The organism is Aestuariimicrobium sp. T2.26MG-19.2B (assembly GCF_950101875.1).
GTDB lineage: Bacteria > Actinomycetota > Actinomycetes > Propionibacteriales > Propionibacteriaceae > Aestuariimicrobium > Aestuariimicrobium kwangyangense.
The window spans coordinates 1,610,539-1,626,855 of record NZ_CATNLW010000001.1 but is presented as its reverse complement, the minus strand read 5'-3'; the positions used below and the strand labels follow the sequence as shown (position 1 = coordinate 1,626,855).

Annotated in this window: 12 protein-coding genes; 5 read left to right on the top strand and 7 right to left on the bottom strand. The window is 68.2% G+C overall.

The annotated features are described in order from the left end of the window. Positions 1-777 (top strand): amino acid ABC transporter ATP-binding protein, encoded by a 777-nt coding sequence (locus QQZ11_RS07270; RefSeq protein ID WP_446698840.1) that lies wholly within the window; start codon positions 1-3, stop codon positions 775-777. A gap of 87 nt (positions 778-864) precedes the next feature. Further along, positions 865-1,143, top strand: a complete 279-nt coding sequence (locus tag QQZ11_RS07265) for a hypothetical protein (RefSeq protein WP_284549579.1) — start codon at positions 865-867, stop codon at positions 1,141-1,143. Between the two features lie 215 nt (positions 1,144-1,358). Here the strand turns inward: QQZ11_RS07265 and QQZ11_RS07260 are convergent, their stop codons facing one another. Further along, positions 1,359-1,835, bottom strand: coding sequence for a hypothetical protein (locus QQZ11_RS07260; protein ID WP_284549577.1), 477 nt, complete (start codon positions 1,833-1,835; stop codon positions 1,359-1,361). Positions 1,836-2,249: 414 nt separating this feature from the next. Further along, the gene (locus QQZ11_RS07255) at positions 2,250-4,628 is read right to left on the bottom strand and encodes a glycoside hydrolase family 95 protein (RefSeq protein ID WP_284549576.1); all 2,379 of its coding nucleotides are present in this window, start codon (positions 4,626-4,628) and stop codon (positions 2,250-2,252) included. A gap of 109 nt (positions 4,629-4,737) precedes the next feature. Between QQZ11_RS07255 and QQZ11_RS07250 the strand changes: the two genes are divergently transcribed. Together QQZ11_RS07250 and QQZ11_RS07245 are read left to right on the top strand one after the other, a co-directional pair. Continuing rightward, complete coding sequence (locus QQZ11_RS07250; RefSeq protein WP_022911069.1) at positions 4,738-5,757, top strand: aldo/keto reductase family protein; 1,020 nt, start codon at positions 4,738-4,740, stop codon at positions 5,755-5,757. A 144-nt stretch (positions 5,758-5,901) separates the two neighbouring features. Beyond that, entirely contained in the window at positions 5,902-6,825 is a 924-nt protein-coding gene (locus tag QQZ11_RS07245; RefSeq protein WP_284549575.1) for a VanW family protein, read from the top strand. A gap of 80 nt (positions 6,826-6,905) precedes the next feature. Here QQZ11_RS07245 and QQZ11_RS07240 read toward each other — a convergent pair whose 3' ends face one another. Both QQZ11_RS07240 and yicI read right to left on the bottom strand, forming a co-directional pair. Continuing rightward, a complete protein-coding gene (locus QQZ11_RS07240) occupies positions 6,906-9,038 on the bottom strand; it encodes a beta-galactosidase (RefSeq protein ID WP_284549573.1) in 2,133 nt (710 codons plus the stop codon). Beyond that, positions 9,038-11,386 carry an alpha-xylosidase gene (gene yicI / locus QQZ11_RS07235; protein ID WP_284549571.1) on the bottom strand — a complete coding sequence of 783 codons (2,349 nt, stop codon included), beginning with the start codon at positions 11,384-11,386 and terminating at the stop codon, positions 9,038-9,040. The genes QQZ11_RS07240 and yicI overlap by 1 nt, the downstream gene beginning before the upstream one ends. Positions 11,387-11,526: 140 nt before the next feature. On the opposite strand from yicI, the gene QQZ11_RS07230 reads away from it, so the two are divergent. Then, positions 11,527-12,519 (top strand): LacI family DNA-binding transcriptional regulator, encoded by a 993-nt coding sequence (locus tag QQZ11_RS07230; RefSeq protein WP_284549569.1) that lies wholly within the window; start codon positions 11,527-11,529, stop codon positions 12,517-12,519. A 23-nt stretch (positions 12,520-12,542) separates the two neighbouring features. On the opposite strand, the gene QQZ11_RS07225 is transcribed toward QQZ11_RS07230, so the two are convergent. From QQZ11_RS07225 to QQZ11_RS07215, 3 genes are read right to left on the bottom strand one after another with little or no spacing between them, the layout of a single operon-like run. Further along, positions 12,543-13,547: a carbohydrate ABC transporter permease gene (locus QQZ11_RS07225; protein ID WP_284549568.1), complete on the bottom strand. Its 1,005-nt coding sequence runs from the start codon at positions 13,545-13,547 to the stop codon at positions 12,543-12,545. Further along, positions 13,544-14,563, bottom strand: a complete 1,020-nt coding sequence (locus tag QQZ11_RS07220) for an ABC transporter permease (RefSeq protein ID WP_284549565.1) — start codon at positions 14,561-14,563, stop codon at positions 13,544-13,546. The genes QQZ11_RS07225 and QQZ11_RS07220 overlap by 4 nt, the downstream gene beginning before the upstream one ends. Next, positions 14,560-16,194, bottom strand: a complete 1,635-nt coding sequence (locus QQZ11_RS07215; protein WP_284549563.1) for an extracellular solute-binding protein — start codon at positions 16,192-16,194, stop codon at positions 14,560-14,562. Before QQZ11_RS07215 ends, QQZ11_RS07220 begins: the two co-directional genes overlap by 4 nt. Between the last annotated feature and the right edge of the window lie 123 nt (positions 16,195-16,317).

The following is a 16,317-nucleotide window of genomic DNA, read 5'->3' as shown; positions in this document are numbered from 1 at the left end:
CTGGTCGAGGCGATCAACGTGCACAAGTCCTTCCACCGGCACCACGTGCTGAAGGGGATCGACCTGGTGGTGCATCCCGGCGAGGTGGTGTGCCTGCTCGGACCCTCCGGGTCGGGCAAGACCACCTTCCTGCGGTGCATCAACATGTTGGAGGACCTCGACGGCGGGCGCATCTTCGTCGACGGCGAGCTGATGGGCCTCGAGGAGACCGCTCCTGGCAGGCTCCGCCATCTCGGTGACCAGCAGAAGGCCGCGCAACGCCGCGAGATCGGCATGGTCTTCCAGCGGTTCAACCTGTTCCCGCACAAGACTGCACTCGAGAACATCATCGAGGCACCGATGCAGGTGAAGCGGGTGTCGAAGGCGCAGGCCGTCGCCGAGGCCGAACGGTTGCTCGACCAGGTCGGACTGGCGGACAAGCCGCACCACTACCCCTCGCAACTGTCGGGGGGTCAGCAGCAGCGCGTGGCCATCGCCCGCGCCCTGGCAATGAAGCCCAAGCTCATGCTCTTCGACGAGCCCACCTCGGCCCTCGACCCCGAGCTGGTCGGGGAGGTGCTGCGCGTGATGCGCGAACTGGCCGAGCAGGGCACCACCATGATCGTGGTCACCCACGAGATCGCCTTCGCCCGTGACGTCGCCGACCGGGTGGTCTTCATGGACGACGGTGTGGTCGTCGAGGAGGGCCCCGCTCGCGAGGTGATCAGCAACCCTCGCCAGGAACGGACGAGGCAGTTCCTGCAGCGGGTGCTCGAGGAGGGCCCGGCCGCCTCCTGAGTGGTTGCACGTATCGGCGCGAGCGGTCACGCCTCTTGTTGGGTGGGTAGCCCATCCGGGCACCCTCCTCCACGAAAGGTGACCAGCATGTCCACGAAGCTCGACCCCGAATTCGGGGAGAAGTTCAACCATGACTTCGACCTGCTCGACGAGCGGGCAGACACCCTGATCGGGGTGCTCTCCCGCCTCTCGGACCACCAGGAGTCCATCAAGGAGCTGATCCCGGTCTGGCGCCGCCCGGGCTGGACCACGCCTGCGGAGTTCTTCCTGGTCGAGTCCCAACTCCAGTTGCTGGCCAGGCAGGCAGCCGTGCTCGACCAGGGTCTCGCGCGGCTGACGAAGGGCGTCGGCATGGTCGGACGGTGAGGCCGGGGCGGAAACCGGTGCCACCGGTCGTCCCTGCAGCAAGGAGCCGAGAACACGTCGCCGGATCGTCCGGGTGACCCCGCCCAGGATTTCCTGGGCCTCCAGCGACGAGTTGTCGGTTACCGCGCCACAAGCGCGCCATCCGCGCCCGCTTGGGCTCCCCCCATTCGTGCCCGCTCCGTGACTCCGGGCGGGACGTCTCCCATGCCATGGCCTCAGTGCGGGAAGGCGAACTCCCCCGCCACGAAGTAGATGGCGAACAACGCCGGGACGATGGCCAGGGCGACCAACAGCGAGCGTTCGCGCCGCTTCACCCAGGCCGCCAGCGCCATCACGCCGGCCGCCGCCATCGCCGTGAAGCCTGTCACCGTGAACACGAACAACGGGATGCCGGGTCCCCTGCTGCCACGAGCGGAGGCGATTCCCATCACCACGAACACGAGGACGCCGGCCACCATCAGACCGAGCGACCACCAGCCCAGCGACGTCACCGGAAGAACTGTGGGCCGTTCCCGGCGCACGTGCAGACGGTCGGCCAGGATCACACCCAGACCGCCGAGGGCCACCCAGAAGGCGACCGTGTACACAGAGGCGCGCACCATCTCCGGCCCCGGGATCACCGACACGACCAGCAGCACCGCCGCCAGACCCAGCAACCACATCGCCGTGGTGGCCAGTCGGGACCTGCTCAACGCAGCCATCGTTCCCACCCCCTTCGGGGAACGCCAGCCCGGCCCGCCCGGGCCTGGTGTGACTCAATACTACCGCTCGTAGTAGATCAGCGCCGGGAAACGTGATCCTCCTGGGGGAGGGTCAGGCGGCGCCAGCAGGGTCGAGCCAGTTGCCCTCGTCCGGCGCAGTTGCCCTCGTCCGGCGCAGTTGCCCTCGTCCGGACCAGTTGCCCGCGTCATGAACCAGTTGCCCGCGTTACGAACGAGTTGCCCTCGTCCGGCGCAGTTGCCCCCGTCCAGGGACAGGGCAGGTGTGCGCAACGAGGGCAACTGGCTCGGTACGAGGGCAAGCCGGCAGGGAGGAGGGCGACCTGGCAGGGACGAGGGCAGGTGCGCGCAACGAGGGCAACCTGGGAGGGACGAGGGCAGGGACGATCAGCCGTCCCGGCGACCCCACTCCCAGACCTCACCAGCGGACACCGAGACCTGTTCGCGCAGGTCCGACCCGACGACCTCCACCTCGACAGGGCGCTCGGCGGTGAGGATCACCCGCGTGGGCACCCCCTCGTCCCAGACGAGGTCGACGCTGAGCCCGCCCCACGTGCGCACCCCGGCCACCGAGCCGGTCGGCCAGGCCGGCGGCAGCGCCGGCAGCAGCTCCAGCAGCACCCGTTCGGGTGAGTCCGGGGTCAGGGCGGGACCGAGGTCACTGCGCACGAGCATGCCGAGCACACCCGCGGTGGCGCCGAAGTTGCCGTCGATCTGGAAGGGAGGGTGGGTGTCCCAGAGATTCGGCAGGGTCGAGGAGCGCAACAGCTCGCCCAGCAGTCGGTGGGCGCGGTCACCGTCACCCAGCCGTGACCAGAAGTTGATCTTCCACGCCATCGACCAACCGGTGGACCGGTCACCGCGCCGCTCGAGGGTCTCGCGGGCGGCGGTCAGCAACTCGTCCGCGCGTGGGCTGGTCGCCATCGCTCGCCCGGGGTGCAGGGCGTAGAGGTGCGAGGTGTGGCGATGGTGGGGTTCGGTGCCCGAGACGTGCTCGACCCGCCACTCGGCCACGGCACCATCGCGCACGTCCATCCCGTCCGCGAGCAGGGGCAGCGTCGCGCGGACCCGGGCGACCAGATCGTCCTCGATGCCCAGCACCGCGGCCGCCTCGAGGGTGGTCACGAACAATTCCGTGACGATCTGCTGACTCATGGCAGCCCCGGCGGTGAACCACCCCTGCTCGGGACTGAACGACGGGTTCGCCAGCAGCTTCCCCTGGTCGGCCGCGACCTCGGAGGGCTGCAGGGTGTCGAGCCACAGCTCGCAGGCGCCCGACAGCACCGGCCAACCCTGACGGCGCAGGACCTCGACGTCCGCAGTGTGGCGGTGGTGCCACCAGAAGGCCTGCGCCAACCAGGCCCCCGCCTCGGGGAACCAAGCGGCCGTCGGCCAGTCGAAGACCCCCGTGAAGCCGTAGGGATTGGTCTCGTTGTTGACCATCCACCCGCGGGCACCGACCACGTTCGCCGCGGACTCCGTACCGGGAGCGACCAGACTGTGCACCCAGTCGAGGTAGGGAATGGCGCATTCGTCCAGACCGGCGACCCATGCCGGCCAGTAGTTCATCTGCACGTTGATGTTCGGGTGGTAGTCGGCACCCCAGGGCGGGTTGTTGACGTTCGTCCAGACCCCCTGCAGGTTGGCAGGCAGCGACCCCGGACGAGACGACGCGATCAACAGGTAACGCCCGTACTGGGCATGCAGCACCTCGAGGTGACGATCGGCGGACGCGTTGGTGCCGTACTGCTCCAGCCAGTCAGAGGTGTCGCCCTGCCCGGGGGCACCCCCCAGTTCGAGGCTCACTCGGGAGAAGAGGGCGTCGTGGTCGGTGACGTGGCGCTCTCGCAGCTGCGCCCAACCCCGCTCGAGTGCGGAGGCCAGATCGGACTCGACCCGCGCTCGAGGATCCAGTCCGGAGCGGTAATGGGGGTGCACGTTGGCATAATCGGTGGCACCCGACCAGACCAGCAGCACCTCCGAGGCACCCTCGACCCGCAGTAGACCGCCCTCGGACGAGCCCACACGGGTGATCGTCCCCCCGGTGACCTGCACGCGCGCCTGGCCGAAGTAGCGAAGGCCGTTGTCGACGCCGGAGCCCGCACAGGTCAGCAGCCCGACGCCGCCGACCAGTTCGGCCGTCAGCGTGGCGGCTCCCAACAGGTCGTCCGGCGCGGCGCACGGGTCCCACCCGATCGTCACGGCGACGGGCGCAACCCCGGTCAGGCGGATCGCGACCACCCGGTCGGGGTGGGAGGCGAAGTACTCCCGGACGAAGCTGCCGCTCTCGCCGGCGACCTTGGCGATGCCGGTCGTCAGGTCGAGCGTGCGACGGTAGTCCCCCGCGGGCGGGAGTCCCGGAGCCGGCTCCACCGGGTCGAAGGAGAACTCCAGGCGCCCGAAGGTCTGCATCGATCCGTAGCCGACCTTGGCCTGCCCCAACTGGTCATGGGCCATCACCAGTTCGGGATCCAGTTCCTCGCCCCGGGCAAGCCTGGCGCGCAGTTCGGCCAGGCGCTGGTGTCGCCAAGCGACCTCGTCGTCCGGGTAGTTGCCGTGGGTCCACCCCTCGGTTCCGGGACCTCCCGACCACAGGGACTTCTCGTTGAGCACCACGTGGTCGTCGTGGATGCCACCGAAGACGCTGGCCCCCAGAGCCCCGTTGCCGATCGGCAGGGAGTGGGTCTCCCAGGCATCGAGCGGAGCCGGCTCGGAGTAGGTCAACAGAAGCGGTTCCGGCGTCGTCGCCCGGGCATTCGCGCACATGACGTGGAGCCTATTGCGAGACCGGGCACGCAGCACACCGCCAGCCGCCAAGATGGAAGGCGACCGCGGCATCGTCCCCCGATGCCAACGAACGAAAGGGAACGCGATCATGGAGTTTCGCAACCTCGGCAAGTCCGGAATGCTCATCTCTGAGGTCTGTTACGGCAACTGGCTGACCCACGGCTCCCAGATCGAGGCCGACCAGGCCACGGCGTGCGTGCGTGCCGCCCTGGACCTGGGCATCTCGACCTTCGACACCGCAGACGTCTATGCCAACACCGCAGCCGAGACCGTGCTGGGCGAGGCCCTCAAGGGTGAGCGGCGCGAGTCGCTCGAGATCTTCACGAAGGTCTTCGGACCCACCGGACCCAAGGGCCACAACGACCGGGGTCTGAGCCGCAAGCACATCACCGAGGCCATCAACGGTTCGCTGAAGCGCCTGCAGACCGACCACGTCGACCTCTACCAGGCACACCGCTACGACCACTTCACTCCGCTGGAAGAGACGATGCAGGCCTTCGCCGACGTCGTCCGGGCCGGCAAGGCGCTCTACATCGGCGTCTCGGAGTGGACGGCCGACCAGCTCCGCGAGGCCCATGGACTGGCCGTGCAGTTGGGCATCCAGCTGATCTCGAACCAGCCGGAGTACTCGATCCTGCAGCGCGTCATCGAGGCAGAGGTGGTCCCCACCTCGACCGAGCTGGGCATCTCGCAGGTGGTCTGGTCGCCGATGGCCCAGGGTGTGCTCTCGGGCAAGTACCTGCCCGGCCAGGCTGCTCCGGAGGGGTCCCGCGCCACCGACGAGAAGGGTGGCAAGAACATGGTCGCCCGTTGGCTCGAGAACGAGGACCTGCTCACCCGGGTGCAGCAGCTCAAGCCGATCGCCTCCGACCTGGGCCTGTCGATGCCCACCCTGGCCATCGCCTGGGTGCTGCAGAACCCGAACGTCGGCTGCGCCATCGTCGGTGCCTCGCGCCCCGAGCAGTTGAAGGACAGCGCTGCCGCCGCAGGGGTCAAGATCCCGGCCGACGCGATGGCGAAGATCGACGAGATCGTCAAGCCGGTCGTGACCGACGATCCCTCGATCACCGCCACCCGCTCGCCCGACCGTCCCGAGTACGAGAAGTGATTCCGTCCTCGATGTGATGAACAGTGGTCCCCGGGGGGGGAGCGGTCGACGGTGGAGCCCGAGGGTGAAGATTCCCTGAGGACGACAACCCACCCGGCGCAGCAGGCGTGAACTCCACGACCGCCCCCACTCCCCGAGGACACCATGACGAATCCGCGCACGATGGCCGACCCCCAGGCCATCGCCGGTCCCCGGGCCGGGACCGCAACCCTCGACCTGCCCACCCGCCTCCAGGTCGGTGCGCCCCTGAGCGAGCGTCATCCCTGGCTCTACCCGCTCGCGGTGAAGTACCACCAGACCCGCCGGTGGATCGCGTGGCAGAGCTCCGGCACCCCGTGGGCCGCCGAGAAGTCCGAGGACGACCTACCCGTCAAGGTGAAGCACCACAAGTCGCTCCTGCTCCGGAGCCTGGGTGAGTCCGAGATGTGGTTGCAGCACAACAAGGTCACCAACCTACGGCTGGCCGCCCGTGAGGTGGACGGCCTGGTGATCCGTCCCGGCGAGTCGTTCTCGTTCAACAAGGTGGTGGGGAACTGCACCCGTCGGCGAGGGTTCGTCGAGGGCATGCGCTTGTCGAATGGTGAGGCTCGCCCCGGGGTCGGCGGGGGCATCTGCCAGCTGGCCAACCTGCTGCACTGGATGGTGCTGCACTCGGCCCTCACCGTGGTCGAGCGCTCCGAGCACTCGTTCGACCCCTTCCCCGACAACGGTCGCGTGCTGCCGTGGGGGGTCGGCTGCTCCATCGTGTGGAACTACGTCGACCTCGTCGTGCGCAACGACACCGACTCGACGTTCCGGATCGGCGTCCGCGTCGGCGAGCGACACCTCGAGGGCGAACTGCACGCCGACCGGGAGCAGGCCTTCAGCTACCGGGTCTCCGCCCGCCACGAGGAGTTCCTCAAGCGGGGTGACGAGTGCTTCCGGCGCAACGAGATCTGGCGCGAAATCATCGATCGGCGCACCGGCGACCGGGTGGGCGAGGAACTCGTCAAGCGCAACTGCGCCCTGGTGAAGTACCTGCCCCAGGGCGTGCCCATCATCGACGCCGACGCCCTGACCCTGACCTGACCTGACTTGGCCTGACCTGACTTGGCCTGACCTGACCGGGCCGGGCTCCACAGGCAGGCAACCGGCAGGCCCACCCCGTGTCAGCTGAGTGGACGAAGCACCCCCGCCTGCTGCGGCACCAAGCGGAACGTGCTGCCCTGCTCACCCGAGACCAGGTCGAGACAGGGCACCGTGGTGGTGAGCTCGATCTCGTCGGCGTCGTGGTTCACCACGAAGGTGTGACCTCCTCGCACCATGACCTCGACACCCGGCACCTCGACGCCGGGCACCTCGGCACCCGACACCTCGTCCCCCGACACCTCGACACCCGACACCCCGACGCCGTTCGAGGTCGCCAACACGCCGAGGTCGGGACGCAGACCCTTGCGCCCCAGCACCAGGTCGAACAGCGACGCCAGTTGCTCGCTCGCCAAGGTGGCGCCGAGGTAGTAGAACTCATGCCCCGGTGACTTCAACACGGCCGGGCCCAGGTCCACCCCCGCGGGATCGGCAGGGTCGAAGGCTGCGACCACCTCGCCCGGGCGCTGATCGTCGAGCACCAACCGTTCGGCCCAGTGGTCGACCCGTCCGTCGCCAAGGCTCGCCGACACCAGCCCCACCCCCGCGTCGGGCAGCGGCCACCACTGCTCCCCCCGGGCACCCAGCAGATCGGTGAACCCGCCCGGGAAGGGGCCGGGGAAGAGCCGGGCGGTCGCGTCCTCGACGGCGCTGAACGGCCCCATCACCAGCGTCCCACCGGCGTCGACATGGGCTCGCAGGTTGGCGACGGAGTCCTGGTCGAGCAGGTGGGCGCACGGCGCCAGCACCACCGGATAGGAGCTGAGGTCGTCCCACGGCGCGCGCACGTCGACCTGCCAGCCCCGCTCCCACAGCACGCGATGCCACCGCTCGGCCTGGTCCAGCACCGTCCTCAGATTCGACGGTGAATCGGGTTCCTCGGCCGACCACCGTGACTCCCAGTCGAGCACGAGCGCGACCGGGGTGCTCACGCGCGTGCCCGCGACGGGACGGAGCTCCCGCAGCAGGGCACCGATGCGGCGCACGTCGCGGTGCAACAAGGTGTCGGGGCCGGAGTTGGGCAACATCGCCGAGTGGAACCGTTCTGATCCCGAGGCGGCCTGCCGCCACTGGAAGCTGAGCACCCCGTCGGCACCATGGCCGATGGCTCGCACGGCGTCGCCGATGCGCTGGCGGGAGGTCTTGGGCACATTGTGCGGTCGCCAGTTGACGGCACCCATCGCCTGCTCCATCAGCAGCCACGGCTGCCCGCCGCGCAGTGAGCGGAGCTGGTCCTGCACCAGTGCGACCCGCGAGCGAGCCTGCGGGTCGGACGGGTCGGGATACTCGTCGTCGGCGATCACGTCGAGGTCAGGAGCCCACCGCTGCGCGTCCACGTGCTCGTAGAACCCCATCAGGTTCGTGGTGATGGGGGTGCCTCCCACCAGTGGGGTCAGCACCTCTCGCTGGTCGAGGTAGAGCCGGTGCAGTTGGGACGAGATGAAGCGTCGGTGATCGAGAACAGCGCCGGGGTTCATGCCACGCAGGGGCAACACCACTTCGTCGAAGCTGGCATGGTGCTGGCTCCAGAACGCCGTTCCCCAGGCGTGGTTGAGCGCCTCGATGGTGCCGTGTCTGCGCTCGAGGAAGGCCTGGAACTCCGAGCGACACAGGTCACACCAGCAGCCGTGGCCGTACTCGTTGCCGATGTGCCACAGCTTCACGGCCGGATGGTCGCCGTAGCGCTCCCCCAGTCGGGACGCCACTTCGCGGCAGGCCGCCCTGAACACCGGCGAGCTGGGGCAGAAGTGGGCGCGGCCACCGTGGCGGCTCCGCCTCCCCTCGGGGCTGACCGACAGGATCTCGGGGTGGGCGAGTCCCATCCACGGTGGGGGTGACGCGGTGGGGGTGGCCAGGTCGACGGCGATCCCGTTCGACCACAGCAGGTCGATCACCTCGTCGAGCCAGTCGACCTGCCAACTGTCGGCGGTCGGCTGCAGGCGGCTCCAGCTGAACACGCCGACGGTGGCGATGTTCACCCCCGCCTCGACCATCAGGGCGACGTCCTCACGCCAGACCGAGGGTTCCCACTGTTCGGGGTTGTAGTCCCCACCGAACAACAGGGCACCGCCGGCCATGGCCGCCAATGGGTTGGCCGGGTTGGCGACGGCTGGGCTGGCGCTGCCGGGCTGCATGTCGACCTGGTTCATGCTCATCACCTCTGTTCCTCGTCCGTCGTCTGCGCCGGCACGTCGTCCCGGTGGGCGAGCGCGAGGCTGATCGTCACCCGGCCGCCACTCTCACGGACGGCCCGGCGGCGGCCCAGCGCCGCCCCCCACCCCGCGGGTGCGTCGTCCGAGCTGATCGTGAGGGTGTCGCCATGCCGCTCGACGCGGAAGGCAACCTCGCCACCGTCAGGGCGAGCGAGGCTCAGCTCTCGCTCGAAACCGTCGCCGGGTTCGAAGACGCGGAGCACCACCCCCTCGGCCCAGTCGTAGTCGGGACGATCGTCCCGACCGCCGACCGGAACCACCGAACCGGGGCGCGCGTAGAGAGGAAGGGTGTCGAACCCATGGGTCTCGCGGTGCCACGTGCCACCCGGCAGGGTCGAACCGTCCCACCAGTTCGTCCAGCGGCCACCGCCGAGCGCCGCGGGCAGATAGAACTCGGTGTCCCCCTCGGCCGAGAAGACCGGAGCGACCAGCAGGGCGTCGCCCAGCAGGTACTGGGTGTCGACGAGGGCGGCCGATCTGTCGTGGGCGAAGTCGACCACCAGTGGACGCATCACCGGCAGTCCGGTGCGGTGCGCCACCAGGCCCGCCGACCCCAGATAGGGCATCAGCGAGAGCTTCAGCCTCGTGAAGGCCCGGGTGATCTCGACGGCCTCGTCGTCGAAGGCCCAGGGCACCCGATAGGAACTCGAACCATGCAGCCGCGAGTGCGAACTGAGCAGCCCGAAGGCCACCCAACGCTTGAACACGGCGGGGTCGGGAGTGCCCTCGAACCCCCCGATGTCGTGGCTCCAGAACCCGAAACCGGACGAGGCCAGCGACAGCCCACCGCGCAGTGACTCGGCCATCGACACGAAGGTCGACTCGCAGTCACCGCCCCAGTGCACCGGGTACTGCTGCCCGCCCAGCGAGGCGGACCGTGCGAACAACACCGCCTCACCCTGGCCGCGCTCGCGCACGAGCAGGTCGTGCACGCTGCGGTTGTAGAGGGTGGCGTACCAGTTGTGCATCAGCTGGGGGTCGGTGCCGTCGTGCCAGACCACCTCGGTGGGGATGCGCTCGCCGAAGTCCGTCTTGAAACAGTCGACCCCGTCGTCGAGCAGGGCCTTCAGCTTGTCGGAGAACCAGGCGGCAGCCGAGGGGTTGGTGAAGTCGACCAGACCCATCCCGGCCTGCCACTGGTCGGTCTGCCAGACGTCACCGGAAGGCGTGCGCACCAGGTACCCCAGCTCTGACCCCTCGGCGAAGAGTTCGGATCGCTGGGCGATGTAGGGGTTGATCCAGACACAGACCTTGAGCCCACGCTGGTGCAGTTTGGCCAGCAGTCCGCGGGGGTCGGGGAAGGTGGCCGGGTCCCAGATGAAGTCGCTCCAGTGGAACGCTCGCATCCAGAAGCAGTCGAAGTGGAAGACGCTGAGGGGGATGCCCCGCTCGGCCATGCCGTCGACGAACGAGAGCACCGTCTGCTCGTCGTAGTTGGTGGTGAACGAGGTCGACAACCACAACCCGTATGACCACGCCGGCACCTGCGACGGACGACCGGCCAGTCCGGTGTAGCGCACCAGCGCCTCGGCGGGGGTGGGACCGTCGACGAGCAGGTAGCGGAGTCGCTGCCCCGGCACGGAGAACTGCACCCGCGACACCGCCTCGCTGGCGACCTCCCACGAGACCCGGTCGGTCGACTCGACCAGGATCCCGTAGCCGCGGTCCGAGAGCAGGAAGGGCACGTTCTTGTAGGCCTGTTCGGACGAGGTGCCGCCGTCGGCGTTCCAGTTGTCGACCGATTGCCCGTTCTTGACCAGCGGGCCGAAGCGTTCACCCAACCCGTAGAAGTGCTCGCCCACCGCGATCGACAACTGCTCCTTGACATGGGTGCCGTCGTCGTCGCCCCTGCCGGTCACCGTGTGCAGGGCGATCGAGCGTGCCGTCGACGAGGTGAGCTGCTGCCACTGCTCCCCGACCGCCCGCTCGAACACCAGGTGCCACTCGCCGGCGGTGGCGATCCGCGCTCGCAGGCTCCCCGAGGTGAGGACGAGGTGGGAGTCGGTGCGCTCAGTCACCGCCGTCGCGTCGCCGGACGAGAGGCCGAGGTCGGGCTCGCGCCTGGCACTGCCCGAGAAGTGCTCGATGGTGACGCCGATGATGCCCTCGGCCGGGGAGTCGAGCGCCACGCTGATGAGCGGGCGGTTCAGGGTGTCACCGCGGTGCCGCATGGGCTGGTCGGCAACGTGCGCGACCACCCGGGTCGGCTCCACCTCGGTGTCGACGACGACCCTGGCGCGCAGGGCTTCGACACCGGCCGGGAGCATCCAGTAGCCGTCTGAGAATTTCATCTGTGGTGACACCTTCCGAGGGTGAGTCTGGTCTGTCGAAGCGCTTCAACACTAGGCTGGGCGCATACCCGTTCTGCGGGATGGTTGGTGGGGTGGATTCGCGAGGATCACTGCACGGGGAGGTCGAGGGGGGCTGCCACATGGCGCGGATCGAGGACGTGGCCAAGCGGGCCGGAGTGTCGGCGAGCACGGTGTCGTACGTGCTCTCGGGTCGTCGTTCCATCTCGGAACCGACCCGCCAGCGCGTGCACGAGGCGATCGACGCGCTCAACTACCGCCCCCATGCGGGGGCCCGCGCCCTGGCCTCCCAGCGCACCCATGTGATCGGGCTGATCGCACCCCTTCGTCCGGATGTCGACGTCAGCGTCATCATGCAGTTCGTGGCCGGGGTGGTCACCCGGTCGCGCTCCCACGGCCATGACGTGCTGATGCTCACCAACGACGATCCCGACGGTGTCGAGCGCGTGGCGGCCGGCCTGGTCGATGCCCTGATCGTGATGGACGTGGAGTCGTCGGACTGGCGACTGCCCGCGATGAGCCGGATGGCCCAACCCTGCATCCTGATCGGGGTGCCGGATGACACCGACGGTCTGTCGTGCATCGACTTCGACTTCGAGCAGGCCGGCCGGCTGGCCGTCCGCCATCTGGCTGCCACCGGGGCCCGGCACCTGGCGCTGGTGGGATCGCCGCCCGCCGTGCTCGAGCGGCACACCAGTTATGCCGACCGGATGGTGCGGGGTGTGACCGACGAGGCCTCCGAGTTGGGCCTTGGGATGATCACCCGCAGCAGCGAGGCCTCGTTCGCGGCCGGCAGCGACCAGATGGCAGCACTGCTGGCAGAACACCCCGACCTCGACGGGGTCGTGGTGCACAACGAGGCAGCGACCGACGGGGTGCTCACCGCCCTCGCCCGGGCCGGCCGGAGGATTGGTGACGACACCCCCGTGGTGGTCGTGGGCCCCCGCGAGATGGTCGCTCGCCACGGCGTGGCGGTGGCCACCATCGACATCCCCGGACGGCTGATCGGGTCGACCGCCGTCGACATGGCGATGGCAGCGCTGGGGTCGTCGGAGCACCCGGCCGAGGTGCGACTGATCGCACCCCGGCTCGAGTCCGACAGTTCCCAGCCCTGACGAATGACCACGCCCCACGACGATCAGCCCTTCACGGCGCCGAAGATGACGCCCTTGGTGAAGTGCTTCTGCACGAAGGGGTAGACCACCAGGATCGGGATGATCGCCAGCACCACGACAGCCATCTTGATGGGAAGGCCGGTGACCTGGCCCTCGCGCACGTCGATCTGGCCCGGGTCGGCACCCGGCAACGAGACCCCCTGCAACACGTAGGAGCGCAGCACCAGTTGCAGCGGCCATTTGGTGTTGTCGTTGATGTAGAGCATCGCGTTGAAGAAGGCGTTCCAGTAGCCCACCCCGTAGAACAGGGCGACCACGGCGATCACGGCGGCCGACAGCGGCAGCACGATCCTGGTCAGGATGCGCCACTCCCCCGCGCCATCGATGCGGGCAGCCTCGATGATCGCCGGCTCGATCGCCATGAAGAAGTTGCGCAGGATCAAGACGTTGAAGGCCGACACGCAGCCCGGCAGGATCAGCGACCAGAGGCTGTCGAGCAGTCCCAGTTCGCTCACCAGCAGGTAGCTGGGGATCATGCCCGCCCCGAAGAACATGGTGATCAGGAAGACGAACAGCAAGGGACGATGACCGAACGAGGTCGGCTTCGACAGCCCCCAGGCGGCCAGCACCGAGACCGTCGTCGAGATGGCCACGCCGACGACCGTGACGAAGACCGACACCAGCGCGGCACGGGTGACGATGCCCCCGGCCAGGATCTGCTTGTAGGCCGACAGGGTCAGCCCTCGGGGCAGGGTGACCATGCCTCCCGACCGGGTGACGGAGTCGTTGGTCGAGAACGAGGTGACCAGGATCGACCACAACGGGAAGAGCACCGCCAGCGTGATCAACACCAGCACCAGCACCCTGAGGGTGGTGCCGAGGAAGGTCGGGGGCTCCTGGTAGACGGGCCGGTTGGGGTTGCGCCTGATGCGCCGGGAGGTGCCGGCACCGGTCTGGAGGGGGTTGGGCTGCAGGGTGATCGGCGCCTGGGCGGCGTCGAGGCCGGGAACGGCTGCTTGGGTACTCATGCTTTCTGGTACACCCCCGCCTCACCGACCATGTGGGCGATCTTGTTCGCACCGAGGACGAGCAACAGACTCACCACGCCTTTCATCAGGCCGGCGGCCGTGGCGAAGCCCCAGTCACCGGCAATCACGCCTTGGTAGTACACGTAGGTGTCGATCACCTCGGAGACGTCGGTTCCCACGGCGGCCCGCTGCAGGATCAGCTGTTCGAAGCCGACATTGAGGGCATCGCCCAGCCTCAGGATCAGCAGCAGCACCACCACCGAGCGCAGCGCCGGCAGCGTGACGTGCCACATGCGTCGCCACCCGTTGCCGCCGTCGATCGCGACCGCCTCGTAGAGGGCCGGGTCGACGGTCGACAGGGCGGCCAGGAAGATGATGATCCCCCAGCCGGCGTCCTTCCAGATCGCCTGTGAGGTGATCAGCACCAGGAAGGTGTTGGGGTTGGTCATCAGGTCGAACGGCTGCATGCCATGGTCGATCAGCACCCGGTTCACCAGTCCGGCGCCGCCGAACATCTGCTGGAAGACGGTCACCACGATCACCCAACTGAAGAAGTGGGGCAGGTAGACCACCGACTGGATGAAGGTTCGCACCTTCACCGACAGCACGCTGTTCAGCAACAGTGCCAACACGACCGGCACGGGGAAGTAGAAGACCAACTGGAAGGCCGTGATCACCAGCGTGTTCTTCACCGCCAGGGCGAAGCTGGGGTTCTGGAAGACGCGGACGAAGTTGTCCCAGGCGACGAACGGGCTGTCGACGAAGCCCCGCACCGGGTTGTACTCCTGCCACGCGATGATGTTGCCCAGCATCGGCACGTAGGCGAACACGACCAGCAGGATCACCCCCGGCAGTGTCATCAGGATCAGCGGACGGTCCTTCCTGAGCCTCGTCCACACGCTGAGCTTGCGCACCGGCACGGGTGGCCGGGTCACCGCCGTCCCGGCAACGGGGCGCCGGCGGCGTGAGGTCGGCGAACCGGCCTCACGCTCACGGTCTGCAGTGACAGCGCTCACTTGGGCGTCGCCTCGTCCAGCACCTTCTTGTACATGGTGCGCAATTCCTCGCCCCCGGCCTTCTTCCAGGTCGCGATCGCCTTGTCGAGGTCGGCCATGGTCTTGCGGCCACGCACGATGTCCTTCTCGAGATCGGCGAAGGATGCCCCGATCGAGGCCAGGCGGGTGGGTTCGGTGATGTTCATGCCGTAGAACAATGGCTCCTTGAAGAAGGTGGCCGTGGTGTTGACCCACTCGGAGTAGGCCTTGACGTAGCCGGGGTACTGCACCTTGGCGACCGACGGTGCGGGCGAGGCCAGGAAGATGTAGGTGGGCTGGACCTCGGCGGCACCCAGGTCGGTGAGCTTGGGCAGCCGGTTCTCGTCCAGGGTGTAGTGGGTGCCCTCGACGCCGTAGTTGACGAGGTTGTACTCCTCGGTGCCGAAAGGAGCAGCCAGGAAGTCGGCGACCTTCAGGATCTCCTTGACCTTGGCCTCACCCAAGCCCTTCTTGATGGCCGAGAAGATGCCCATGGCCGGGCCCTTCCAGACCACGGGGTCACCCGAACCGTTGCCGATCACCGGCATGGGCAACTGGCTGTAGTCAGGGTTCGAGGGCAGTTGACGCTGCAGTGCCTCGGCCCAGCCACCGATGCCGTCGGAGAGCATCAGCGTCTTGCCCGACTCGAAGCGCTGCTTGGCGTCGCCACCGTTGCCCGCCACGGCATCGGGGTGCACGACCCCGGCCTTGAACAGCCTCGCGGTCCACTCCAGCGCCTGCCTGTACTCCTGGGTCTCGACCCGGTGCACGAGGTTGCCGGAGTCGTCCTTCTGCCACTTCGGCGGCACGTGGAAGAAGTTCACGGCCTGGTTCCACAGGTCGTCACAGCCGTAACGGCCCGCCTTGGGATCGGTGAGCTGCTTGGCGACCTCGATCACCTCATCCGGAGTGGTCGGCAGCTGGGTGACGCCGTACTTCTTGAAGAGGTCGGCCCGGTAGAACAGCGGGTTCGGGATGCCGGCGTCAGGCATCGGGATGCCGACCAGGGTGCCGTTGTAGACGCAGTACCGCCACGAGTCGGTGGGCACCGAGGCGAGGTTCGGGTAGTCCTTGACCTTGTCACCGGCGATGTAGGGGGACAGGTCCTCGAACAGGTCGGCCGCGGTGTCCGAGAACCGCGCCGGCAGGTTCCAGGTGGTGAGGCACAGCCAGTCGGGCAGGTCCTTCTTCGATGCCATCACCGTGGCCATCTTGTCGCCGTAGGTGTTGCCGTCCGAGATCGAGAACTTCAGCGTCGACCCGATGCGGGTGTTGAGCCCGTCGAAGTACTTGTTGCCGCTGGTGCGTGGGATGGCGCCCCACAGCGGGGTCATCACGGCGATGGTGCTGCCCGAGCCCGGGGGCTTGTCGTAGGCCTTCACGAACGAGTCGGGGATCTTCTCGAAGCCGTTGGCCGGCGGTGGGTAGTCGGGCTTCGCGTACTGCTTGACGGCGTAGTCGGGGACGAGGGCGTTGGCCGCCTGCGACGGGTCACCGGCAGGTGCCCCCGCTCCTTGGGTACGGCAGCCAGCGAGCACGGTGGGGCCGACCACGGCGGCGGCTCCCAGACCGAGCGCGCCCAGGAACCTTCGGCGGGACAGATCAATCGACATGAGCAGTGTCACTTCCTTGTGAGAGAGCCAGCTGAGGGGCCACCGGCATCGCGGCCGCCCACTGTCGAAGCGATTCGACAGGCTGACAGTAGACGACAGCCGGGCCAAAAGTGAAGCGCTTCG